Annotated in this window: 18 protein-coding genes and 3 pseudogenes; 16 read left to right on the top strand and 5 right to left on the bottom strand. The window is 64.6% G+C overall.

The features are described 5' to 3' along the window. The first annotated feature begins 59 nt into the window (after nt 1-59). The 7 genes from boxB (at nt 60) to ABZ420_RS21645 (ending at nt 7,883) form a co-directional block, all read left to right on the top strand. Nucleotides 60-1,541 (top strand): benzoyl-CoA 2,3-epoxidase subunit BoxB, encoded by a 1,482-nt coding sequence (gene boxB, locus ABZ420_RS21675; RefSeq protein ID WP_357125496.1) that lies wholly within the window; start codon nt 60-62, stop codon nt 1,539-1,541. Between the two features lie 36 nt (nt 1,542-1,577). Continuing rightward, entirely contained in the window at nt 1,578-2,543 is a 966-nt protein-coding gene (locus ABZ420_RS21670; protein ID WP_357125493.1) for an LLM class flavin-dependent oxidoreductase, read from the top strand. Between the two features lie 61 nt (nt 2,544-2,604). After that, nucleotides 2,605-4,308 carry a 2,3-epoxybenzoyl-CoA dihydrolase gene (gene boxC / locus ABZ420_RS21665; RefSeq protein WP_357125490.1) on the top strand — a complete coding sequence of 568 codons (1,704 nt, stop codon included), beginning with the start codon at nt 2,605-2,607 and terminating at the stop codon, nt 4,306-4,308. A 4-nt stretch (nt 4,309-4,312) separates the two neighbouring features. Beyond that, nucleotides 4,313-5,869, top strand: a complete 1,557-nt coding sequence (locus ABZ420_RS21660) for a benzoate-CoA ligase family protein (RefSeq protein ID WP_357125487.1) — start codon at nt 4,313-4,315, stop codon at nt 5,867-5,869. 11 nt (nt 5,870-5,880) lie between these two features. Beyond that, nucleotides 5,881-6,885, top strand: coding sequence for an NAD(P)/FAD-dependent oxidoreductase (locus ABZ420_RS21655; protein WP_357125484.1), 1,005 nt, complete (start codon nt 5,881-5,883; stop codon nt 6,883-6,885). Between the two features lie 25 nt (nt 6,886-6,910). Then, complete coding sequence (gene fdxA / locus ABZ420_RS21650) at nt 6,911-7,240, top strand: ferredoxin (RefSeq protein WP_357125481.1); 330 nt, start codon at nt 6,911-6,913, stop codon at nt 7,238-7,240. Nucleotides 7,241-7,280: 40 nt separating this feature from the next. Next, nucleotides 7,281-7,883, top strand: a complete 603-nt coding sequence (locus tag ABZ420_RS21645; RefSeq protein WP_357125686.1) for an alpha-L-rhamnosidase N-terminal domain-containing protein — start codon at nt 7,281-7,283, stop codon at nt 7,881-7,883. Between the two features lie 100 nt (nt 7,884-7,983). Here ABZ420_RS21645 and ABZ420_RS21640 read toward each other — a convergent pair whose 3' ends face one another. Further along, nucleotides 7,984-11,247 carry a protein kinase gene (locus ABZ420_RS21640; protein ID WP_357125479.1) on the bottom strand — a complete coding sequence of 1,088 codons (3,264 nt, stop codon included), beginning with the start codon at nt 11,245-11,247 and terminating at the stop codon, nt 7,984-7,986. 95 nt (nt 11,248-11,342) lie between these two features. Here ABZ420_RS21640 and ABZ420_RS21635 point away from each other — a divergent pair, with 95 nt between their 5' ends. The 7 genes and pseudogenes from ABZ420_RS21635 to ABZ420_RS21605 all read left to right on the top strand — a co-directional run bounded on the left by ABZ420_RS21635 (nt 11,343) and on the right by ABZ420_RS21605 (nt 19,911). Further along, on the top strand, nt 11,343-11,630 hold the full coding sequence (locus ABZ420_RS21635; RefSeq protein WP_357125476.1) for a hypothetical protein: 288 nt from the start codon (nt 11,343-11,345) through the stop codon (nt 11,628-11,630). 134 nt (nt 11,631-11,764) lie between these two features. Continuing rightward, a pseudogene (locus ABZ420_RS21630) lies at nt 11,765-12,127 on the top strand (SDR family oxidoreductase); the annotation flags it as partial. Nucleotides 12,128-12,351: 224 nt separating this feature from the next. Further along, on the top strand, nt 12,352-12,789 hold the full coding sequence (locus tag ABZ420_RS21625) for a VOC family protein (RefSeq protein ID WP_357125473.1): 438 nt from the start codon (nt 12,352-12,354) through the stop codon (nt 12,787-12,789). An 884-nt stretch (nt 12,790-13,673) separates the two neighbouring features. Further along, nucleotides 13,674-15,308, top strand: a complete 1,635-nt coding sequence (locus ABZ420_RS21620) for a CocE/NonD family hydrolase (RefSeq protein ID WP_357125471.1) — start codon at nt 13,674-13,676, stop codon at nt 15,306-15,308. Then, a pseudogene (locus tag ABZ420_RS21615) lies at nt 15,259-17,061 on the top strand (CocE/NonD family hydrolase). The gene ABZ420_RS21620 and the pseudogene ABZ420_RS21615 overlap by 50 nt, the downstream one beginning before the upstream one ends. 443 nt (nt 17,062-17,504) lie before the next feature. Continuing rightward, nucleotides 17,505-19,142 carry a CocE/NonD family hydrolase gene (locus tag ABZ420_RS21610; protein ID WP_357125468.1) on the top strand — a complete coding sequence of 546 codons (1,638 nt, stop codon included), beginning with the start codon at nt 17,505-17,507 and terminating at the stop codon, nt 19,140-19,142. 61 nt (nt 19,143-19,203) lie between these two features. Next, a complete protein-coding gene (locus ABZ420_RS21605; RefSeq protein WP_357125465.1) occupies nt 19,204-19,911 on the top strand; it encodes a TetR/AcrR family transcriptional regulator in 708 nt (235 codons plus the stop codon). 106 nt (nt 19,912-20,017) lie between these two features. Here ABZ420_RS21605 and ABZ420_RS21600 read toward each other — a convergent pair whose 3' ends face one another. After that, nucleotides 20,018-20,527, bottom strand: a complete 510-nt coding sequence (locus ABZ420_RS21600) for a hypothetical protein (RefSeq protein WP_357125462.1) — start codon at nt 20,525-20,527, stop codon at nt 20,018-20,020. A gap of 362 nt (nt 20,528-20,889) precedes the next feature. Then, the gene (locus ABZ420_RS21595; RefSeq protein ID WP_357125459.1) at nt 20,890-22,107 is read right to left on the bottom strand and encodes an ABC transporter substrate-binding protein; all 1,218 of its coding nucleotides are present in this window, start codon (nt 22,105-22,107) and stop codon (nt 20,890-20,892) included. Nucleotides 22,108-22,276: 169 nt separating this feature from the next. Between ABZ420_RS21595 and ABZ420_RS21590 the strand changes: the two genes are divergently transcribed. Next, nucleotides 22,277-22,831, top strand: a complete 555-nt coding sequence (locus tag ABZ420_RS21590; protein WP_357125456.1) for a hypothetical protein — start codon at nt 22,277-22,279, stop codon at nt 22,829-22,831. Nucleotides 22,832-23,176: 345 nt separating this feature from the next. Then, nucleotides 23,177-23,599 (top strand): hypothetical protein, encoded by a 423-nt coding sequence (locus tag ABZ420_RS21585; protein ID WP_357125454.1) that lies wholly within the window; start codon nt 23,177-23,179, stop codon nt 23,597-23,599. A gap of 114 nt (nt 23,600-23,713) precedes the next feature. On the opposite strand, the pseudogene ABZ420_RS21580 reads toward ABZ420_RS21585, so the two are convergent. Together ABZ420_RS21580 and ABZ420_RS21575 are read right to left on the bottom strand one after the other, a co-directional pair. Continuing rightward, a pseudogene (locus ABZ420_RS21580) lies at nt 23,714-23,966 on the bottom strand (protein kinase); the annotation flags it as partial. A 59-nt stretch (nt 23,967-24,025) separates the two neighbouring features. Further along, complete coding sequence (locus tag ABZ420_RS21575) at nt 24,026-24,682, bottom strand: TetR/AcrR family transcriptional regulator (protein WP_357125450.1); 657 nt, start codon at nt 24,680-24,682, stop codon at nt 24,026-24,028. Between the last annotated feature and the right edge of the window lie 52 nt (nt 24,683-24,734).

The following is a 24,734-nucleotide window of genomic DNA, read 5'->3' as shown; positions in this document are numbered from 1 at the left end:
ATATCCATAGACGGTTCGATAATCTTTTGTAGACTATTAATGGACCACAGGAGGACACCATGACCGACAACCAGGACCGCACCGGCGCCGCTCCCACGCCCACCGGCCCGCTCAGCGCCATCGACTACAGCGAGCGCATCCCCAACAACGTCAACCTGTCCGAGGACCGCCGACTGCAACGCGCACTGGAGAGTTGGCAGCCGAAATTCCTGGACTGGTGGAAAACACTCGGCCCCGCGCTGCCGACCAAGGATGTCTACCTGCGCACCGCGATCGCGGTCGGCCGCGACGGCTGGGCCCATTTCGACCATGTCCCGATGGAGCAGTACCGGTGGGGCATCTTCCTCGCCGAGCGCGATCCGGACCGCACAATCGCCTTCGGTCAGCACAAGGGTGAACCGGTTTGGCAAGAGGTCCCCGGCGAGTACCGAGCCGAACTCATGCGTCTGATCACCGTGCAGGGCGATACCGAGCCCGCCTCGGTAGAGCAGCAGCGAATCCTGGGCAATACCGCGCCGAGCCTGTATGACCTGCGCAATTTGTTCCAGGTCAATGTCGAAGAGGGCCGCCACCTCTGGGCGATGGTGTATCTGCTGCAGGCATACTTCGGCCGCGAAGGGCGTGAGGAAGCCGAACAACTGCTCAAACGCAATTCCGGAGATCTGGACTCGCCGCGCATTCTCGGCGCGTTCAACGAGCAGACCACCGACTGGCTGCAGTTCTTCATGTTCACCTACTTCACCGATCGCGACGGCAAATACCAGCTGGGCACCCTGAAGGAATCCGCGTTCGACCCCTTGGCACGCACCTGCGAGTTCATGCTCAAGGAGGAAGCCCATCACATGTTCGTCGGCACCACCGGAGTGCAGCGCACTGTCGAGCGCACCGCTGAACTCACCGTCAGGCACGGCACCGACGACATCTTCGAGCACGGCGGCATCCCGCTCGCCGTTATTCAGAAGTACTTGAACTTCCAGTACTCGGTCTCGATGGACCTGTTCGGCTCCGAGCAGTCCACCAACGTGGCCGCCTACTACACCGGCGGACTCAAGGGCCGCTGGCAAGAGACCCGCCGCAAAGACGACCATCAGCTCACCGACGCCACCGTCACGATCCGCACCATTCGTGACGGCGCCATCGTCGAGCAGGAAGTTCCGGCACTGACCGCACTCAACCTCGACCTGCGCGACGAGTACGTCGCGGACTGCGAGAACGGCGTGCGCCGCTGGAACCAAGCCCTCGAGGACGCCGGATTGGCACAGCGGCTGGTTCTGCCGCACGAAGGATTCAACCGCAAGGTCGGCAACTACGCCGGACATCACGTCTCCCCCACCGGCGAAGTACTCACCGAAGAGCAGTGGCGCGCGCATGCCGATGAGTGGCTGCCGACCGAGGCGGATCGGGCGAAGGTCGCCGAACTCATGGTGCCGCACTACGAGCCCGGCGATTTCGCGGGCTGGATCGCGCCGCCGAAGGCCGGAATCAACGACCAACCCGTCGAATTCGACTACGTGCACCTGCGTGAAGAAGCGCTCGCCTGATTCAGCAACGGGCGGTACCGGCGAGGCGAGGTCATCGTGAAGGTGTTTGTGACACTGGGGCCCGACCAGCGCCAAGCGGCCTCGGACGCGGCCGCCGCCGAGGCCGCGGGTTTCGACGGCGTCAGCACGGGTGAGCACCTGTTCTTCCATGGCGCCACGCCCAATGCGTTCGTCTCGCTCGCGGCCGCGGCGGGGGCTACCAGCCGGATCCGCCTGCTGTCCTCACTGACGATCCTGCCGCTGTACTCCGCGGCGCTGGCCGCCAAGCTCGCCATCGGCCTCGACCAGGTCTCTGAGGGTCGTTTCGATTTCGGCATCGGCGTCGGCGGTGAATTCCCCGGCGAATTCACCGCGGCCGGTGTGCCCGCCCGGGAACGCGGGCCACGCACCAACGAGGCGCTCGATGTCCTGACCAGGCTGTTCACCGGCGAGACCACCGAATTCCATGGAACCTACACCCACGTTCCCGGCCTTCGGATCATGCCGCCGCCGATCCAAGCCGGTGGGCCACCGCTCTGGGTCGGCGGCAGGCGACCGGCCGCGCTGCGCCGGGCCGGACGGTTCGCCGATGTCTGGTTTCCCTACATGTACACCCCGGAGCAACTCGCGGATTCGCTGACCGTGGTGCGCCAGCACGCCGAGCGGCACGGACGCGACCCGACGACGATCACCGGCGCCATCCACTGCTGGGGAGGTGTCGACGACGACCCCGCCCGCCCGCTCGCGCGAGGAGGTCGCCGATGCCGTCGGCGAAATCTATCAGCAGGACTTCAGCCGCCTCGTCGACCGGTATCTCCTGCACGGGACGCCGGAGCGTGTACGCGCCCGAATAGCGGAGTACCGCGACGCCGGGGCGGATGCGCTGGTCTTCTGTCCTGTCGGGTCGGGGGCGCGGCGCACAGCCATCGTCGAGTCCTTCGCGCGGGAGGTACTCGACGGGATCCCGAGCCGACCTTAATTGTCTACAAATATTCCGCGCATCACAATTGTCTAGTAGTATGATATTCGATAGCAAGGCAGCCCCTTCCCGCTGCGCCGCTGCCACGTTCCGAGAGGCACACCAATGACAACGACCGAGCTGCCCACCACGGGTTCGGCGACTGATACCACCGAGGTGGAGTTCGACACGCATCCGTCGCGCTATCGACACTGGGCGCTGACGTTCGATGGCCCGGTCGCTACGCTCACGCTCTCCGTCGATCCCCAAGGCGGATTGGTACCGGGCTACGAATTGAAGATGAACTCCTATGACCTGGGTGTGGATATCGAACTCTACGACGCCGTGCAGCGGCTGCGTTTCGAACACCCCGAGATCAAAGCAGTGGTGGTGACCGGCGAGCTCGAACGCATGTTCTGCGCCGGAGCCAACATTCGCATGCTGGCCCAGTCGACGCATTCCTGGAAGGTGAACTTCTGCAAGTTCACCAACGAAACACGCAACGGCATCGAAGACGCGACCGCGCACTCCGGCCAGATCTACCTGGCCGCACTCAACGGAACCGCAGCGGGCGGTGGCTACGAACTGGCCGTGGCATGCGACCAGATCGTCCTGGTCGACGACGGCTCCTCGGCCGTCTCACTGCCGGAAGTCCCCCTCCTCGGCGTACTTCCCGGCACCGGCGGTCTGACCCGAGTCGTCGACAAGCGCAAGGTCCGTAAGGATCGCGCCGATATCTTCGCCACCAAATCCGAAGGAGTCCGCGGCTCGACGGCCGTGGAATGGGGTCTGATCGACGAGACGGTGGCGCGCGGCCAATTCGATGAACGAGTGCGCGCACGCGCGGAAGAGGCCGCGGCCACATCGTCCCGTCCGGATGGCGCGACCGGGGTTGTACTCACCCCGCTCGAGCGAGTGACGACGGGTGACACCGTGGACTATCGCTATGTCCACGCCACCGTGCAACGCGATCTTCGCCTCGTCGAGATCGTCATCGATGGGCCCACCGAGGCCGCGCCCGCGGATATCGAGGCGGTGCTCGCCGAAGGCGCCGAATATTGGCCCCTGGCCATGACCCGGGAACTCGACGACTTGATCCTGCGGCTGCGCACCAACGAATCAGACCTCGGTACCTGGGTCATCCGCGTCACCGGCACGCCCGAAGTCGTGCGCGGCTACGACGACCAGCTGGAACAGCTGCGCGACAACTGGTTCATCAACGAGGTCCGCCACTATTACAAGCGCACACTCAAGCGCCTGGACGTGACCAGCCGCAGCCTGTTCGCCGTGATCGAACCCGGCAGCGCGTTCGTCGGTTTACTGGCCGAACTGGCATTGGCCAGCGACCGCCAATACATGCTCGACGGGGTCTTCCAGGACATCGATCCCCACGCGACCCCCGCGGCCATCGAGTTGACCGAGGCCAGCTTCGGCAGCTACCCCATGGGCAATGGACTCACACGCCTCGAATCACGCTTCTACGGCCATCCCGAGAGCCTGAAAGCGGCGGCAGACAATCTCTACACGCCGTTGCGCGCCGCCGACGCCGACCGCCTGGGTCTGGTCACCTCCGCGCTCGACGATATCGACTTCGCCGACGAATTGCGCATCGTGCTCGAGGAGCGCGCGGCATTGTCGCCGGACGCGCTGACCGGAATGGAGGCGAACCACCGGTTCGTCGGTCCGGAAACCCTGGAAACCAAGATATTCGGGCGGCTCACCGCGTGGCAGAACTGGATCTTCATCCGTCCCAACGCCGCCGGACCCGAGGGCGCACTGCGCCGGTACGGCACCGGGCAGCGCGCCAGTTTCGATGTGAAGCGGGTCTAGTTCGATGGAAATCTTCAACGCCGCGGATTTTCTCGTGCACCGGCACGTCCGGGATGGCGCGGGCGAAAAGGTCGCGCTGATCGGCTCCGAGCGGGAGCTGACCTACCGACAACTCGCCGAGGAGCTCGCCCGTGTCGCAGGCGGCCTGCGCGGACTCGGACTCAACAGAGACGACCGGGTCGTCTTGGTGATGTCCGACGACGTAGACATGGCAGTCGCCATCCTGGCGGCGTTCCATGCCGGACTCGTCGCGGTTCCGGTGTCGACCATGTTCAACAGCCGAGAACTCGGAACCGCCCTGCGTGACTGCGGTGCCCGCGTAGTGATCGCGAGTCCGGAGTTCGTCGACACCGCCCTGCTCGCGACGACGAATGCCCCTGAGCTCACCCACCTGGTGGTGGTCGACGCCGATCTACCCGCGACCGCGAACGCGGTGACTGTAAGGCGCTGGCGTGAACTCGACGGTCCGGTCGAGCCACCGACTCCGACCTCCGCCGATTCCTGGGCCTTGTGGCTCTATACATCCGGCACCACCGGCACCCCCAAAGCGGCAATGCATCGGCACGCCAACATACGCCACGTCTACGAGACCTACGGTCTGCAGACCCTCGGCATCGAGCCCAGCGATATCTGTCTATCGGTGGCAAAGATGTTCTTCGCCTACGGCGTCGGCAACAGCCTGTTCTTTCCGCTCGCGGCCGGTGCCACCACCGTCTTGCAACCGCTGCGGCCGACACCTGCGTCGATGTCCGAGCGCCTCACCGTTACCAGCCCGACGTTGTTCTTCGGCGTACCGACCTTCTACGCCGGTCTGCTCGCCGCCGACGTGCCCGTCGAAACCTTCCGCTCGGTGCGCCTGTGCGTCTCCGCGGGGGAAATTCTGCCCGAATCCCTGCAGCGCAGGTTCTACGACAGGTTCGGGGTCGAGATCCTCGACGGCATCGGATCCACCGAAGCACTCCATATCTTCATGTCCAATCGTCCCGGCGATATCCGACCGGGCTCCACCGGTAAACCCGTCCCCGGCTACACCCTCGAAATCAGGGACCCGGATGGAATACCGGTCGCACCCGGCACTCCCGGCGACCTCTACGTCAGCGGCGAATCCATCGCCTTGGGATATTGGCGCCAAACCGATGCCAGCCGGACCGTTTTCCACGGCAAATGGCTGCGAACCGGCGACACCTACGTCCTCGACGAACACGGCTACTATCACTGCCTCGGCCGCACGAACGATCTGATCAAAGCCGGGGGCATCTGGGTCTCCCCCAGCGAGGTCGAGGAGCGGCTCCGCGCCCACACGGCCGTCGCCGAAGCCGCTGTCGTCGGCATACCCGACAAGGACGGACTGGATAAACCCATCGCCTTGGTGGTCCCGACACCGGGACATGAAGACATCACCGCGGAGGCGCTGATCGGTTGGTGCCGAGACGGATTGGCGCACTTCAAGAGCCCGCGTTCGGTGATGTTCGCCAGCGAACTTCCCAAGACCGCGACCGGCAAGATTCAACGCTTCCGCGTCAAGGAACAACTTCTCCACGCTTCGGAGGCAACCCAATGACCGATTCACCAATGTCAATCGAGGTCGACATTCTGATCGTCGGCGCGGGACCGGTCGGACTCTATGGCGCGTATTACGCGGGCGTGCGCGGGTTACGCAGCGCGGTCATCGACTCGTTGCCCGAACTCGGCGGCCAAGTCAGCGCCCTGTATCCAGAGAAGCAGATCTTCGATATCGCAGGGTATCCCGCCGTTCGAGGACGTGACCTCATCGCCGCGCTGACACTGCAGGCCGCTCCGGCGGAACCGCGCTACATACTCGGACAGCACGCGCAGCGGCTACACCGCACCGACACCGGCCGATACGTCGTGACCACCAATCGCGGTACCGAAATCCATTGCGGCGCAGTGGTGATCACTGCGGGCATCGGCACCTTCACCCCCCGTGCGCTCCCAGTCGGCGAAGGGTACCTGGGCAAGGGCCTCGAGTACTTCGTGCCGGACCCGTTGTCCTACGCAGGTGCCGACGTCGTCATTGTCGGCGGCGGTGATTCGGCATTGGACTGGGCGTTGATGCTCGAGCCCATCGCTGCCACGGTCACGGTCGTGCACCGACGCGCTGCCTTCCGCGCACACGCCGCGACCGTGACCCAACTGGACCAATCCAGCGTGCAGGTGATCACCGACGCGGAGATCAGCTCCTTACATGGCGGCGACGCGGTAACCCATGCCGAAATCACCGTCAAAGGCGAAGCCGCACCCCGACGCGTCGACTGCCAACGCGTCGTCGCCGCCCTCGGCTTCTTGGCCAACCTCGGCCCACTCCGGGAGTGGGGCCTGCAACTGCACGACAACCGCCACATCGTCGTCGACTCCGCCATGCGCACCGCCGTGCCAGGGGTATTCGCGGCCGGCGACGTCGTCGACTACGACGGCAAAGTTCGATTGATCTCGGTCGGATTCGGCGAAGTCGCCACCGCCGTCAACAACGCCGCTGTTCACCTCGATCCCAGCACTCAATTGTTCCCCGGTCACTCGACCGACGAGCAGCCAGCTCCCGCACCCGTCGCGGCCTAGCCGTCCCCACTCGAAGGAAGTCGTTATGCCCTATGTGATTGCGAGCCCATGCATCGACATCATGGATAAATCCTGCATGGAGGAATGCCCGGTCGACTGCATCTACGAAGGCGACCGAAAGCTCTACATCAATCCGAAGGAATGCATCGACTGCGGTGCCTGCGAACCGGTGTGCCCGGTCCAGGCCATCAGCCAGGACCGACGAGTTTCCGACACCGATGCGGCCTTCGTCGAGGACAACCGGATCTTCTTCACTACCGTCCTGCCCGGACGTGACGAACCCGTCGGCGCCCCCGGCGGCGCACAAAAGACAGGGCCCATCGGGGTCGATACACCGCTGGTCGCGAACCGATAGCGTCGCCGACGGTCGGTGATGACCTCGCCATGACCTCAGCATCACAGCGGGTTGCCTGGTCCCCCGCTTCACTCCGTTCGACCACTACATGGAATATCAAACCTACGATGTCACCGATCGGTTTCGGGTGGGCGACAACATCATGGGGCTGGCCGTTGGCGACGGACGCTACCGGGGCCGCCTCGGCTTCGCGAGCCGCCGCAACGCCTACGGCAACCAGCTCGCCGCGCTCCTACAGATCGAACTCGACCTGGCCGACGGCACCACGCGCACAGTGGTCACCGACGAAGGCTGGGCCGCAGGTCCCGGACGGATCATCGGATCCGACCCCAAGCACGGCGAACGGGTGGATCTGCGTATCCCCGACAGCGACTGGCTGTCAGCGGCACAGCGTCCCGGCCGGTTCGGTGCGGCACAGCTACTGACCGGTCACCCACGCCGACTCGTTGCCGAGGAAGTCCCCCGAGTCGGGGAGATCTCCCGGTGGCCTGCCACCCGAGTGTGGCGCGCACCCTCGGGCCGGCATCGGCTCGTCGAACTGATCGAGCAGGCCGACCACCGCCTCGATACCGGCTTCCTCAGCACCCCAATGCTCTTGCAGGTCCTCACCGATAACGGGCACACCAACGTGGGTTTCAGGTGAGCGACGCGCTCATCGACGACAGGCGAGGCACGCGAGGATCGTCGTTCCGACGCCTGCGAGCCAGAAACGTCGAAGATCCGCGCAGTCGCGCCCAGTGTGGTCAGGGACTCTGGCGCTGGGCCTCGTCCGCGATCCAGACCGCGATCTGCGTGCGGGAGGTGAATCCCAGTTTGCTCAGGATATGCTCGACATGCCCGTCCGCGGTCCGTGGCGAGATCACCAATTTCGCGGCGATCTGCTTATTGCTGAGTCCCTGGGCCACAAGGTCTGCGACCTGCCGTTCGCGTTTGGTCAATTTCTGTTCCGAAGTGCGCGAGGTGGGGGTCGGCGACTCCCCCAGCGCGTAGGCCACCGCAGCGCTGCGCCCCATGGCCACGCCGCGCCGGAACGCCGCGTCGAACCGTCGTTCACCGAGTGCGCGACGCACCGTACGCTCGCATTCGTCGTGATAGTGGGATAGCTCGGGGAAGACAGAAAAACCAGGGGTGGAAGACCGCAACAAAGCTGCCGCGGCACCCATCAGAACAGCCGCACGTTCGCCATCGCCGGCAATCCACGCCAGCCCCTCGATATCCAATGCCGCCACGACCGGGCTACGCACACGCTGGTTCACTCGCAGCGATTCCTGCAGCAACTGTTGTGCGCGGGCCCCCTCGCCTCGCTGCGATACGAGGATGCCCAGCCCCCACAGCGCCATCGACCGATAAAGCGATTCACCACGCGCTTCGGTGATGGACAGCATTTGCTCGTGACACTCGATCGCCTGCGATAAATCGCCCTTCGCTGCGTAGGCCCAACCCAGTAACATCAATGCAGCGATCCCTAGGGGCCCTCGCCCGTTCGAGTCGAATATCTCGACAGCATGCTCGAGGCAGGTGACTGCTCGAGCAGGTTCATCCTGATAGAGCGCCAAGGAACCCTGGGCGTAGGCAACCGACGCCTGATTCATGGGAGTGGGATCCTGGGCGGCCAATTCGCGCGCCTGCTCCAGTAAGGAAACGCTCGACTGCGGGTCTCGCTGCGCCGCGGCCATGATAACGCAAGCTAGCAGCGCTCTGACACGGTCGGATACCGAACCCGCACCGGTATCGAGGGTGCGGTCGAGCCATCGTCGACCTTCACCGTACAAACCCCGAAAGCTCCAGAAAATCAACAACGCGGCGGCGGTGCGCAGCCCGGCCTCGGCCGAGTCCGCAGTGTCGTCGGACAGGCAGAACTCGAGGGCATCGCGCAGATTCGGTTGCTCGCGATCGAGCCGGGCCAGCCAATCGAGCTGCCGATCGCTGATCCATTCGGCCTCGGCATCCAGCGCCAGCCGCTCGTACCAGTCGCGGTGTCGTCGACGCAGCTTTTGGTATTCGCCCGACTCGCGCAACTGCTCGCGCCCGAAGTCGCGAACAGTCTCGAGCATCCGGAAACGCACGACTCCATCCAGCTCTTCGCGGTTCACGATCGACTTGTCCACCAGGGAGGACAACCCGTCAAGTAAACTCTCCCGCTCCAGGCCCGCACCGCACACCCCTTCGGCAGCGTCTAGTTCGAAGCCGTCGGCGAACACCGACGACCGGGCCCACAGCCGCTGCTCGGTCGGCGGGCACAATTGGTAGCTCCAGTCGATGCACCAGCGCAGGGTCTGCTGCCGCTTCGGCGCGGTGCGACTGCCGCGGGTCAGCAGCGCGTACCGATCGCTGAGCCGCGCCAAAATCTGCTCCGGCGACAGGGTGCGCATTCGTGCCGCGGCCAGTTCGATCGCCAGCGGCAACCCGTCCAGCCGCGAACAGATACCGGCAACCGCGGCCTTGTTGTCCTCGGTGATCTCGAAGCCCGGCACGACCGCAGCGGCACGTTGGGTGAACAACGTCACAGCGTCGAATTTGGGCATTCCCCGCAACGACGGTTCACCGCCGCCGCCCGGAACGGTCAGCGGCAGCACGCGCAGCACCGCTTCTCCAGCGATGTCGAGCGGCTCGCGGCTGGTCACCAGAATCCGCAGGCCCGGACAGGCCAGCAACAGTGTTTCGACCAGTTCCGCCAACGCCTCCGCAACCTGCTCGCCATTGTCCAAAACGAGCAACATTTCCCGGGAACACAGGAACTCGACCAGCACGTCCCGCATCGGTCGGGCCGAATCGTCACGCAGGCCCAGAGTGGACGCCACGACGCCGATCAGCAGTGACGGGTCGCGCACATTGGCCAATTCGATCACCCAGACCCCATCGGGGAAACCGCGTCGAGCATTCGACGCCGCCCGCAACGCCAGGCGGGTCTTGCCGACACCACCGATCCCGGCCAACGTCACCAGCCGCGACACCGACAGCAGATTCTTGATCTCCGACACCTCGGCACGGCGGCCGACGAAACTGGTCAACTCCAGCGGCAGCTCACCGGTCCCGCCACCACCCCTCGTTGGCTGCGGCGCGGCCCGAACCTGCGACGGCGGCACATGCTCGAACGGGCCCCTGTCCGGTGTCCGCAGTGCCATCTCCCCCACTTGGTATCCGTGCTGACGCTGTACCTGCCGAATGGCCTCGCCGATCTCCGCTGCCGACGGCCGCGCTTGCGGATCCCGGTTCATCGCCGATTCCACCACCGCCGACAAGTCATCGGGAATACCGCTTTCCCGCAGGTCGGGCACCGGTTGACTGGTGATCCGCCAAAACTGCGCCACCACCTGCTCACCGCTGCGCCGCTCGAACGCGGCATGCCCGGTCAACGCGCAGAACAAGGTCGCACCCAGACCGTAGACATCGGCTGCTGGTGTCGGTGCATCGCCACCGAGCACTTCCGGCGCGGTGAACGCCGGAGACCCGGTCAGCACGCCCGTCGCCGTTTCGAACCCGCCGGCAATGCGCGCGATACCGAAATCGGTCAACGCGGGCTCACCGTAATCGGTGAGCAGAATATTTCCCGGCTTCACATCGCGGTGCACGATGCCGAGCCGATGCGCGCTTTCGAGCGCACCCGCGATCTTCACCCCGACCCACAACCCGGTCTCCAACGGCAACGGTCCCTGCCGACGAATCCACGCATCCAGCGAATCCAACGGGTGATACGGCATCACCAGATAGGGCCGCCCGCTCGCGGTGACACCGACCTGCAGCACCGTGACGATATTCGGATGCCCGGTCAGACGGCCCATAGCCTTCTGCTCGCGAAAGAACCGCTCCTGATTGTCCTCGTCCAGCTCGGTGGTCAGCACCTTCACCGCCACCGTGCGCTCCAGCGCCACCTGCCTGCAGCGATACACCACACCGAAACCACCACGTCCGATTTCTTCGGCATCCTCGAATTCGGACGCACTCAACTCCACCGCGACGGGCAAGCCCACATCACGTTGAGTCTGCAGCGGGTCATCATCGACCATCAGCGGTGTGCATTCCACCCCGCACGTGCACGAACATCGGGCCCCATGCGCCTACCTTTCGACACTGCCCAGCGTATCGCCAACATGGTGCGCAGGTGATCGATCTCGCGGTACAACGCCGTCGTCTGGTCGGTGTGCTGCAATCCGATCCGGTGATGGTGCGGTTCCTGGCCGATCACGACGCGTATGCCCAAGTGATGGAGCGGTTGTTCACGATTTTGGGCGGTGCGGACGCCGATGCTGACATGCGGGTGCAGGCGGCGATGATGTCAGGGGCCATCGGCGGCGCCGCCCTTCATCCGCTGGTGATCGACCTCGACGATGACACGTTGCGGTCTCATCTGATGCGTTTGGCGCGGCGGCTTGTCCGGCTTCCCGAGTAACTCCGAGCGTTGCGGGCGATCAGCAGCCCGGGACCGGTCCGCCCTGTAGTTCGACCAGCGCGCAGAACGTCGTCGCCGCGACCTTCTGACCAGTCCCCGATGAACGAGACCAGGTGGACTCATTCACCGGGGACGGCTCACTCCGTGGCGTTCCGAATATCGGCCACTACGCCACCGCCAAGCACGGCGTCATCGGCCTCATGCGCTCATTGGCAATGGAGTTGGGCGACAAGAACATTCGCGTGAATACGATATGTCCGACCAACGTGCCGACGCCCATGCTGCTGAACGAAGAAACCTACCGCCTGTTCCGACCGGACCTGGCGCATCCGACCGTCGACGACTTCATCCCCGTCGCACAGATGCTGCACGTGCTGCCGATCGCCTGGGTGGAGCCGGAAGATATCAGCAACGCAGTACTGTTCCCAGCATCCGATGAGTCTCGTTATATCACCGGGGTGGCTTTGCCGGTCGACGGCGGCATACTGCTCAGGTAGCGGCGATCCATTGTGAAAACTTCTCGGATGAAAACCCTCGTTACTGGTTTCCGCACTCCGTACGGCAATCGAGACCGGCCGCAAATTCGATTCTGCCGCTTTCCCTTCTTGTGAAATGAGAATATTATTCTAATGATAAATAATGCAACGCTTTCAGTTGTTGCAAACCAGGATCCATATGAGATGGTCGCGTCGTGAATGCTGAGGACCAATTCCATATCGGAATGGTGGTAACAGACCTCGATGCCACTGCGGCAACGTTATCCGCAGTGCTCGGATACGAGTGGGGACCGGAGATCGGCGGGCCCATTGCGGTGGACCTTCCCGATGGCAGCACCACCATAATAGAATTGAAATTCCGGTATTCGACGACCGTGCCGAGGTTGGAGATCATCCGCAGCGTCGCGGGATCGCTGTGGGAACCAGTGCGGGATGCCGGGATACACCATACCGGGTACTGGTCCGACGATGTGGCCGCCGACGTCGCCGCACTCACGCGGTACGGATATCGCATCGAAGCCACAGGGAAGGCGGGCAACGGACAGATGTTGTTCGCATTTCTATCCGGTGCCCACGGCTTCCGGGTGGAACTCGTCAACCGGGCGGTGGAGCCAGGACTGGCGCAGTGTTGGACCGCTGACGACTCGGCGAGTGACGCATGAACAGCAACCGAGCGAAGCCTCGCGCTGAAGCAGCTCTCACGGTGCCGCATCGGTCCGCAGAGCAAATTGGTGGAATGCCGTCCAGCCTCCACGATGAGGCCGAACGGCCAGCCGCCGATAAGACACCGCGAGTTAGCCGAATCCGCTGACTCTTCGACCAAATCCGAGCCGGCAGATTGCACACCCAGCAAAAGCGCGAGAACACACCCAGCGGCGAGAGGCGCTGAATTTCGTGAACCGCCGTTGCGACCGGCGCCGATCATCGATCGTGCGATGATCGGCGAGCGCCCACCGCACGAACCGAAATGCTGATGAAATTGTCGTTGTGCTGCGCCGCCTCCCAGCCGCACAGTCGAAATACGGCGGTTCACGCCCGCGCCTGGTGATCGCCGGCCAGCACGGTCCGGCGTCGGCAGGAGTCGAACTCCAAAAGCATTCCGACTTGCCTCCTCAGCAGACGCCCGCACAGTTCCTCCCGAGGCGCCGATTCGGGTCACTGGATTGCTGGGCCGGACGCCAGCAGCTCGAATGCCGGCTCGGTCTGGACAAGATGGTGCCAGTCACCATCGACCACACTGGCCCACACTGCAGCGGCTGCGGGTTCTGCGCCGACTGCCTACGCGTGGTCCCCAATGCGAATGCCCCTCCCACGCCGCCCTATCGACCTCGAAACCGCCTGAACACCAATCCGTCCACCTCACGAACAAGCGCGAAACGTAACACTTGCGCATTCAGTGACAATTGTTACTACTGCCACGGAAGCGGTGCGACGCAGGGCCGCAACGGCAGTTGCCGGGCTACCGCCAGTTGACCCCGGGAGCCAATGAGCCGCACGAGACCCCCGCGTCGCGGCCGCACCGATCCCTGCCCATGAAGGAATCGCGATGAGAATGCCGCCGTTGTCGAGCTGGTTGAACCAGCGGTTGCTGCGGTTGCCCGCGCCCGATACCCGGAGTCTGCAGGTGGACGACACCTTGCAGATCCCGATGCGGGACGGCACGGTACTGCTGGCGGCTCGAATGACACCACGGTCGGGAGGTGACGGACTCCCGGTCGCTCTGATGCGCGGGCCGTACGGTCGCGGAGGGCAATTCGCGTTGCAATTGGCTCGGCCGCTGGCTGAGCGAGGTTTTCAGGTGGTGCTGCAGAGTGCGCGTGGCACAGCTGGTTCCGGCGGTGAGTTCGAGCCGTTACGCAACGAACGGTCCGACGGCATCGACACGGTGGAGTGGTTGTTCGAGCAGCCCTGGTTCGGCGAGTCGATGATCATGTTCGGCCCCAGCTACTTGGGCTACACCCAGATTTCGATGGCGGACCTGCTTCCCTCGCAAGTCAAGGCGATCATTCCGGTGGTCACCACCTCGACGTTGTTGCAGGGAATGGTCCGCGCGGGCGGGTTCCCTCTGGAAGCGACCTTCGGATGGGGCGTTCTGATGGAGCGTCAGAACCAGCCGCTGGCGACGACTCGTATGCTGCTGGGCGCCCGCAAACGGCGCCGCGCGGAAAAGACCCTACCGCTCGCCAATGCCGCCACGGTCGCACTCGGGCACCGTTCCGAGCTGATCCAGAATCTACTGACCCACGACGCGGACTCCCCGCACTGGGCTGGAACCGACCACCGCGACCACATCGGGCAGGCGGAAGTCCCCACCAGCATGATCACCGGCTGGTTCGACATCTTCCTCGATAGCCAACTGCGCGATTACGGCCGTATGGTGGCGGGAGGTCAGCAGCCGCGACTGACCATCGGCCCGTGGTCCCATGGTTCGATGGAGATCATCTCCACGATGGTCCACGAGGTGCTCGATTTCGGGCTGCCGCTCGCGCGCGGCGAGGCGCCGGTCGAGCGCGCGCCCGTGCGAGCTTTCGTCATGGGTGCCGAGCAATGGCGTGATTTGGCTTCTTGGCCTCCGCCGAATTACGAAGCCCGCAGCTTCTACCTTCAGCCGGGCGGCGCCCTGACAGTCGAGCAGGCGCCGGTAGCGGAGTCGGAGCCGAGCAGCTACCACTACGACCCCGCTGATCCGACCCCCGCCGTGGGCGGCGTGCGTCTGCTGCCCGGAATCAAGGCTGGCCGGGTCGACAACCGCATGCGGGAACAGCGCGACGATGTGCTGACCTATATCAGCGAGGCACTGGCCGAGGATCTCGAGATCGTCGGCGCGGTCGCGGCGAAGATCTGGTTCGGGTCGAGTTCGGCGCACGCCGATGTCTTCATCCGAGTATGTGATGTCGATCCCAGCGGACGGTCCATGAATGTCTGCGAAGGCATCACCGGCCTCACCGAAGCCGACGAACTCGATTGCGGCACAGTGGAACTCACGTCCACCGCGTATCTATTCAAACGTGGCCACCGCATCCGTATACAGGTTTCGAGCGGCTCCTTCCCGCAGTACAACCGCAACCTCGGAACCGGCGAACCCCGACTCACCGCGACCCGGATGCTGCCTGCGGACCAGCAGGTCTTCCATGATCCGGCGCACCCCTCAGCGGTCCTGCTGCCGGTACGGACCCACTGACTTCGACAACACTGATCAGCCGCGCGCATCCCCAATTGACCCCGTTAAGGAAGACTCCGTGATCGACCACACCCTGTCCACCATCGAGATCCCCATGCGCGACGGCGTCACGCTGTCCGCGACAGCGTTCGTGCCCGTCGGCGGCAACGCCTCGACATTGCTGGTCCGTAGCCCGTACGGATCGGTGGACTATCCGATAATGGGCGGCACCGGAGGCCTCGCCCCCACCCTGCTGACGTTCGTCAAAGCCGGATATGCCGTCGTCTGGGTGGAGTGCCGGGGCACCTTCGCCTCCGGCGGCGTCTTCACTCCCAACGTAAACGAAGTCGCCGACGGCTACGACACGGTGGACTGGATCGTGCGCCAACCCTGGTCGAACGGCAAGGTCGGCACCTATGGCTTGTCCTACCTCGGAATGACCCAGTGGGCTATCGCCACCGCCGCCCATCCCGCACACAAGGCGATGGTGCCGGTGATGACAGCGTTGGACTTGTACAAGGGCGCTATGTACCACCCTGGCGGCGCGCTGTCGTCCGGTATCGTAATCGGGTGGTCGGCGATCATGCGACTGGCCGAGGAGATGCGCCGCGAAGACAAGAACGACACGCTCATCGCCGAACTGGCCGGGCACGTACTCGGCGGCCACTCGGCGGCCGAGACCAGCCCGCTCACCGAGTTCACGGCACTGACGGACAGTCCCTGGTTCGCCGACCTCCTCGCGCATCCGAGCTATGACTCGTTTTGGCACGACCAGGACCTCAGTAAAGACATCGGCAAGATTTCCACACCCGCGCTGCTGATCGCCGGATGGTTCGACATCTTCGTCAATCAGCAGTTACGCGACTTCGAACTGCTGCGCCGCGATGGCGCCACCGACGACGTCCGCGAGGGCTCACGCCTGATCGTCGGGCCTTGGGATCACTACGACGGCGTGCTCAATGCCCGCACACCCGACCGCGACTTCGGCATCATGGCCAGCGGTGCCGGAATCGACCTGACCGCCGAGCACCTTGCTCATTTCCAGCGTTGGATGTCCGACACCCCGTCCGACGGCACTCAGCCACGGGTGCGATTGTTCGTCATGGGCATCGACCAATGGCGTGACGAGAGCGACTGGCCCCTGCCCGATACCCGCTACACCGACTACTACCTCGACGCGAACACCCTGACCACCTCACCCCCGGAAACCCCTGGCACACACAGCTACGTCTACGACCCGGCCGACCCGGTCCGCACTACGGCCTCCGCACGGATGTCGGCGCTCTGGGAAGCCGCGGACCAGCGCTTCAATGACGAACGCCAGGATGTGGTGCGGTTTGCGACTCCGCCGCTGGAGGCGCCGGTGTAGGCCACCGGCTACGTCAGCGCCGTGTTGTTCACCTCTTCCGATGCACGCGACACCGATTTCACCGCACAACTGATCGACGTCTTCCCCGACGGCAAGGCGATCGCTCTGAGCAATGGCATCGTGCGCGCCCGCTACCGCAACGACCTGTCGACCCCCGAACTGCTCGAAGCCGGACACATCTATGAACTGACCATCGACCTGGCGGCGACCTCGAACGTCTTCCTCACCGGCCACCGGATTCGCGTCGACATCTCCAGCAGCGACTTCCCCCGGTATCAGCGCAACACCAACACCGGCGGACAGATCAGTGCTGAACCCATCGACGTCGCGGTGACCGCCACGAACACCATTCACACCGGCCCTGATCACCCCAGCCGCCTGGTGCTGCCGGTGATCCAGCGATAGGCCATAGCTGACAGCCCCGAAGCAGAAGGGCCACACGGGAAACAGCACCGCGGAGCTACCCACGGCGCGGCCCAGCGCCTCCGCGGCCCCCATCAGTATGGTGGCGCGTCGTGCGCCGTCCTCGGCACCGGCAATCCACGCCAGAGCCTCCAGGGCCAGGGCGGCGGTGACCGGATCGTCGACCAGCCGGGTCAGCCGCAGGCACTGTTCCAGCAGTTCCGTCGCTCACCTGCGCAAACACCTCCTTCGAGGCAAGCGACAGCAGAACCCGTACAGGTAACGCTTGTAATTTTTGTAACAAATGTGCACGATCGCTGGGTGGAGAAGGAGCTGTCGCAGCGGATCCGGCGTGCCATCGCTTCGACGCGAACGCCCGAGCCGACTAAGGCGGCGACCTCTCGCCGGCGTAGACACGCGCCGTCGATCCCCGACGAAGGAATCCGATGAGAAAACCATCCTTGTTCAGCAAATTCCTGCAGCGCTCGTTCAAGTTGCCCGATCCACTGACACGCGAAGTCGCCGTCGAGCGGGATGTGCGCATTCCCATGCGTGACGGCGCAGTCTTGCTGGCCGATCGCTGGGTCGGCGCCGAAGGAGGTGACAGGCTGCCCACGGCACTGATCCGCGGCCCGTACGCCAGGCGCGGCCTGATGGCGGCGCAGCTGGCCCGCCCGCTTGCCGAACGCGGTTTCCAGGTGCTGCTACAGAGCACGCGGGGGACTTTCGGCTCCGATGGACAGTTCGATCCGCTGCGCAACGAGCGCCTCGACGGCATCGACACCATCGAGTGGCTGTGCAAACAGCCGTGGTTCGGCGAGTCGGTGGTTCTTGTCGGGTCCAGCTATCAGGGCTACACGCAGTGGGCGATGGCCGACCATGCGCCCTCGCAGGTCAAGGCAATGATTCCTGCGATGACCGAATCGACGCTCGGCACGAACTTCCTCCAGGCCGACAAGTTCGGCCTGGAGTCGGTCTTCGGCTGGGGTGTCCTGGTGGAGGGTCAGACCCGGCGATTGGCCATGCCGAGGTTTCTGCTCGGTGTACGGCGGCGCAATCGCGCGCATTCGGTACTGCCGCTGGCAAACGCCGATCAGGTGGCACTGGGCCGCAGGTCGATGATCATCCAGAGCTTCTTCAACCACGATGTCACATCGCCGTATTGGTCGGTGGCCGATCACAGCGATCGGGTCGCCGATGTCCGGGTGCCGGCCAGCCTGGTCTCCGGCTGGTTCGATGTTTTTCTTCCTGGCCTGCTGCGCGACTACTCGCGCCTGCGCGAGTCCGGCACCCCCGCTCGCCTGACCATCGGCCCCTGGTCGCACACCTCTCCGGAGGCGATCGCCGCGATGCTCAACGAGGCAGTCGATTTCGGGTCGGCGCACGCGAACAACACCACGCCGGCGGACCGGGACCCGGTCCGTATTTATGTCATGGGCGCCGAACGGTGGCGCGACCTTCCCGAATGGCCCCCGCACGGGTACAGCGAACACCCGCTGTACCTGCAACCCGGCGGCAGGCTCGACGACACCACCTCATCGGCTCCCGCCCACGACGCGTACCGCTACGACCCGGCCGATCCGACACCGGCGGTCGGTGGCGCCCGGATGCTGCCGGGCATCAAGGCCGGGCGTGTGAACAATACCGGGCTGGAGCGGCGCGCCGATGTACTCACCTACACCAGCGAACCCATGGCCGACGATCTCGAGGTCATCGGCGAGGTGAGCGCGCAGATCTGGTTCCGCTCGAGTCTGCCGCACGCCGATGTGTTCGTCCGGCTCTGCGATGTCGCTCCCGACGGCACCTCGACCAATGTCTGCGACGGCCTGGTCGGATTGGCCGATGCCGACCAATTGCAGTGCGTCGCCGTCGCACTCACTGCGACGGCGTATCTGTTCAAGCGGGGCCACCGTGTCCGCGTCCAGGTGTCCAGCGGCGCCTTCCCCCAGTACAACCGCAATCTCGGCACCGGCGAGGCACGCGCGACCGCCACCACCATGCAGGCAGCCGACCAGCGGGTTCATCACGGACCCGATCATCGATCGGCGATCATGCTGCCGGCCGGGCCGGCGCAACTCGCCTGACGAGCAGCCGACGCACCGGGCCTGGGTTTCCACAGCCCCGGGCCCGGTCCGGTCCCACGCCGTGCGGAAACCCGCCCGCGATAGCGTGAGATACCGCGCCGAGCATGAGCTGCAACACACCCTATCGGTAACACTTGTATACTTGGGTTCAACTGACAACATTGGAGGGGTGGAGATTGTGTTGCCGGTGGAGCCGGAGGCTGGAGATCGCAGGGTACGGCGTTCGAAGACGGCGCTGCTGGCTGCAACCATCCAGCTGATCTCCGAGCGCGGCAGCACCGAGGTCTCGGTGACCGAACTGGCCGAGGTGGCCGATGTCAGTCGCCGTGTCCTCTACCAGCATTTCGGCAGTCGTGACGCATTGATCGTCGCGGCGGCGGCGGACCTGCTGAGCCGCGAGTTGATACCGCATCTGCCCCCGAATCTCGACACCCGCGAATCCACGGTTGTCATGGCCGGACACATGGCCGCGAACCGAAGCTTCTACAGGGCGATTCTGACCGGGTCGTGTTCGTATGCGACAGCGCGCGCGGTGAGCCAGCTGTTCAGCCCGTTCGCCACCACCGACGCCCGTGAATCATTCGGTCTCGACGAAGAACTGGCCAGCGAGGTCGGTGACTACTTCGTCGGCGCCACGGTGACCGCGATAGCAACGTGGCTGGCCGATGGTCCCGATCCGCTGGACCCGGAGGAGTTCGCCTATCGGATGCAGCGCATCCGATCGGTGCTGACCTCTGAACAGCGGGCATCAGCAGACTCCGCCCGATGAAGCCTCGCCCGCCCGGGGTGGCAGTCGGCTCTGCTCACCTCGACAGTCACCGTCACGGGTACCGCCGTGGTGGGTGCGGTACCCGAGACGGTGAGATGGGTTGCGCTCAGGCCGGGTCGCGTCGAGCGGCGCGCAGGGCCACGATTCCGAGGGCGGCCAGCGCCGTGTATCCGAACAGCACCAGCGCCGCGCCGAGGCGGATGCTCTCGGGGTTCATCCCCGACCAGGGCGCGTCGCCTTTGGAGGCCAGCGCCGCCAGCGCCAGCTCGGTGATCCCCGCGATGACCGCGCTGAGCGCCACGACGCTGTTGGGGCGCCAGGACAGCAACAGGGCGAGCACGGTGCCGACGACGGCGAACACCCAGGCCATCCAGTCGAAGTAGGCCAGCTGCAGGGCCGAGGGGCTCTGTGCGTACATGGTGGCGAGATCGGCGAAGGACAGATACATCGGTGGTGTGCCTGCGGCCGGAGACGCGGGCATGTAAATCCACGCCGGTCCGAGCAGTCCGATCCACAGCGCCAGCGGTGACGCGACGGCCAGGGCGACCAGCAGACCGGGGGTTCGTGCGGCACCGATACCGACCTGTTGCGGGGAACCGGTGTTGATCGTTGTCATGGTGACGTACTCCATTCGAGTGACAGTGCTGTCGCTGAACGCGGGAACTCCCCGGCGGACGTGACAGCGATGGGTTGCCGGAACGCCGCGGGTGCGGTGTCCGGAGCTGGAGTGAACGGCGATGTCGGGCTGCGAACGGAAGCGGTCGGAGTCGAGGTGCCGATCGAGGGTGGCGCGTGGTCGCGTCCTTTCGAGAACAGGCGGTGATATGAAGATGTGGCAGGCGCAGACGATGGCCCACGGTGTTCGGGCGCGATGTAGGCGGCGCCGGCACAGTCGTGCCGGCGCCCCGTTACAGAATCACCGCGAGGACGGCGCCTGGGGTGCGGTGATCGATCCAGGCGTGTCCCGCAGTCGTCACGTCAGGAGGCCGGGAACCCGGCCCAGGCGACCGGCGATTCGGGGATGTCGGTGGGCAGTTCGGCCCAGCCGCCGCCCTCGACTGCGGAAACCAGCGTGCCGTTGCGGATCGCGGTCGGGTAGTAGGTCCAGTTGTAGAGCCGTGGATAGCCGGCTCCGGGCCCGGTCGGTTCGCTGAAGTTCAGCGGCGGGGTGATCCCTCCGCCGGTGTAGTCGGTCACCGCGCGCAGGCCCGCGAGCACGCTCTCGCGGGTGATGGACGCCAGTCCCTGGGTCGCGTGGTTGAGCAGGTCGAAGGTTATCCAGCCCATCTGCGATTTGTCTCCGAGGTACTGCACGTAACCGGCCTCGCGCATCGAGTCGAGGTAGCGCCGCTGTCCGATCACGTCGGCGTCGAAGGCCGGGAACAGCGAGGCGACCAGAACACCCTCCCCGGCCGGGCCCAGCTTCTCGAGTACGGCCGGGGTCAGTGACATTCCTTCCACGATGAACGGGGTGGTGATACCGAGTTCGTGGCGGGCGAGGATGGCGTTGACGGTGTCGTCGTTGTTGACCAGGGTCAACATCACCGCGTCGACACCTTCGACCGATTTCTGCACCCACGGCGCGATGTCGTCGACGACGTAGGGTGCGGCCACCAGACGGGTTTCCTCGGGCAGTCCGAAGCGCTGCAGAGTGAGGTTGTGGACATCGACGAACCACGGGATGCCCGGGATGTCGGTGGTGAGGCTACCGGGATGCTCGGCGCCGGAGGCGAACGCGGTGGCGATCTTGCCCCCGTCCATCGAGATGTGCCCGCCGTTGATGTTGAACACAAGCGGGTTGTAGTACTCGTCCTTGGTGCACGGTACTGCCGGGATCGAGGCCAGCCCGGCCTCGGCGAGGATGGTGCTGATCTCGTAGGACACCACCAGACTTCCGACCACCGCGACGCATTCGGGGTCCGCGGCGGCGCGGCGGGCGCACTCGACGGTCTGCGCCGGGTCCAGATTCGTCTCGAAGATCTCGAGCTCGACCGGACGGCCGGATCCGCCCAGGCCGTTCAGCGTCTCGTTGATGGTGCGGACCGCCGCACGGTTGCCGGCACACAAATCGTCCTGCGGCGCGTTGTTCGCACTGCTGGCGTCGATGATGGCGACGACCTTCACCGGAGTCCCTGTCGCCCGCCCCCGAGCCGGATGCGCTTGCCCGTCGCCGAGCCGCTGGGTTGTGTCGCTCACTGAGTTCCTCCTGATCGGAATGTGCCGTAGGTCACGCCACTGATCTGACCGTAAGCTGCGAAAACACCCCAGTCAAGAACACTTGTTATTTTGGGAGCAGCTGTGCACTACCGGCGCAGGTGTGATGAACGCTCCGGGCAGGTGAGTTTCCTTCCGGCCGCTGGACACAGTGGAGACAGCGCTGACACCCGATGGTGAACTGCTCGTCCGCAGCGACCAGGTCATGCGCGGATACCGCGGTAAACCCGAATGCACCGCCGAAACGATCGACCCGGACGGCTGGCCCCACACGGCCGATGTCGCACGCTTCGACGACGAGGGCTTCGTGTGGATCGTGGACCGCAAGAAGGAACTCATCATCAACGCCGCAGGCAAGAACATGTCCCCGGCGAACATCGAAATGGCCATCCGCTCGGCGGGCGACCTCATCGCGCATGTCTGTGTCATCGGCGATGCACGCCCCTACAATGTCGCCCTGCTCGTCCTCGACCCCGCAAGCACGCCCGGGACCGAACTCAGTTACCCGTCGCTGCATACCCCCGTCGCGGAGCAGATCGCCCAGGCAAATGCGACGCTGTCGCGCGTCGAACAGATCAAGAAGTTCACCATCCTGCCGGAGGACTGGACTCCCGGGACTGAACTGACTCCCACTATGAAGCTGCGCCGCAACGTCATTCACCAGAGATACACGAGCCAAATCGACGCCCTCTACACCTCCGATTGACGAATCCCAACCGCCACGGGGCATCTGTCCCGCATTCACAGATCGTGGCCTGGAACCTCCAGTACTGCTCGACTGGCTGCATCATCAACAACGGCACCCGCGCAGCCCGGTGGAGCTGTCCAGCCTTCGTGCGGTAATGTGGCATCGGATGGAATCCCTTGCGCGACAACATTGTTCCACAATGCTCATGACGACCTCCTGGGACATGACCGAGACCGCACCCGCCGCCACCACAACACATTTCGAAGTAGCGCGCAGCGATTCGATCGGGGTACCACTACCAGGTATGGAGCGAAACTGGTCCGCGCGGATTCCAAATACGAGCTCCTGGTCCGCGGGCCGAACGTGACACCGGGGTTCTATCGTCGTCCCGATTTGCATGGCGAAGCCTTCGACGCCGAGGGCTTTCTCCGCACCGGCGACCTGGTGTCGTTCGTCGACCAGCATGATCCAAACAAGGGCCTGCTGTTCGGCGGCAGGATGGTGGAGAACTTCAAACTCTCGACGGGCACTTTCGTACACGTGGGCGCCCTGCGGCCAAAGCTACTGTCGGCTGCCGGAAAACTACTCCAGGACGCGGTGATCTGCGGTCACGATGGTGATTTCGTCGCCGCATTGGTGTGGCTGCATCCCGACCACGTCAAGGGCTACATCAACCAACGTGCGGTTCGTGAGAACCGGGCCGACCTGGTGCGTGAACTGACCGCCGCGGGTCCATCCGCACGGTCCATCAGCCGAGTACCCGCCGCGACGACGGAGATACGCTGAGGTGACCGAGAGCTAGCGATGTCTTCATCGGTTTGGGCGGCAACTTCGCCACCGCTGTCCCGGACACCGAAAGCGCGACTCACGTACTGCGCAATTTCTTGCTGACCGTACAGATTCACCGTAATCGGTGAGCAGAATATTTCCGGGCTTGGCGTCGCGATGCACGATACCGAGCCGGTGCGCGCTCTCGAGCGCACCCATGATCTTCACTCCGATCCACAACACGGTCTGCGCAGACACGGTCCTTGCCGCGGATCCACGCATCCAGCGAATCCAACAGGTGGTACGGCATCACCAGATAGGGACGCCCGCTCGGGGTGAGGAGACCGACCTGCAGCACCGTGACGATGTTCGGATGCCCGGTCAGACATGTAACCCAGAAGGGCAGCTGGTCGGGGTCGACCGCCGTTATGGTCTTGCTCCGGGCTACGCCGGGTTCTGCACAGGCGGGAGAGCAGGGCTGCTGCCGGGAGTACGGCTGATGGCGTGGGTCGGGTCGGCACCGAAGCTCAACAGCAGGTACTCCCACATCGCCGCGAACCCGGCGACGTGATCACCGTGCGTGTCGAGTTCGTGGGTGAGCTGGTATTCGCCGAGGAACGTCGCCGCGACGGCTCGTGCCGCGGTCGCCGTGTTGAGCGTGGCGGAGACCTCTCCCCGCTGCTGGGCTTCCTGGAGGAAGCGCTCGATGTGGCCCATCCACAACAGGTGTGGACGCGGGAGCTCGGCGTCGATCACGGTGTGTTCACGGTTGAGGCGGAATGCGGCCCGGAAGATCACATCGGTGTCGGCGCGGAGTGTGATGTCATCGATCGCGACAATGAGGGCGTCGATGCCGTGCAGGCCACGGGCGTGCACGGCATCGATGATCTGTTGGATCTGGGTGACTTCTTCTTCGACGATCGCGGCGGCCAGGTTCGCCTTCGAGGTGTAGTGGTAGGCGACGGAGCCCTTGGTGAGGCCGAGGCGGGCAGCGATGCTGCCCATACTTCCGCCGACGTACCCATTGGTGTCGAACTCCTCGGCCGCCGCCTCGAGCACAGCCTGCCGGGTGCGCTCGGCCTGCTCCCGCTTGGTCACCATACCTGTCCCTCTCACCCTTCCAGCAGCGCTGGCAAGGCTGCCCTAACTTTCC

Source organism: Nocardia sp. NPDC005745, assembly GCF_040630775.1.
Taxonomy (GTDB): Bacteria; Actinomycetota; Actinomycetes; order Mycobacteriales; family Mycobacteriaceae; genus Nocardia.
Note: the sequence above shows the minus strand (reverse complement) of the source record. Positions and strands in the feature narration are given on the sequence as shown.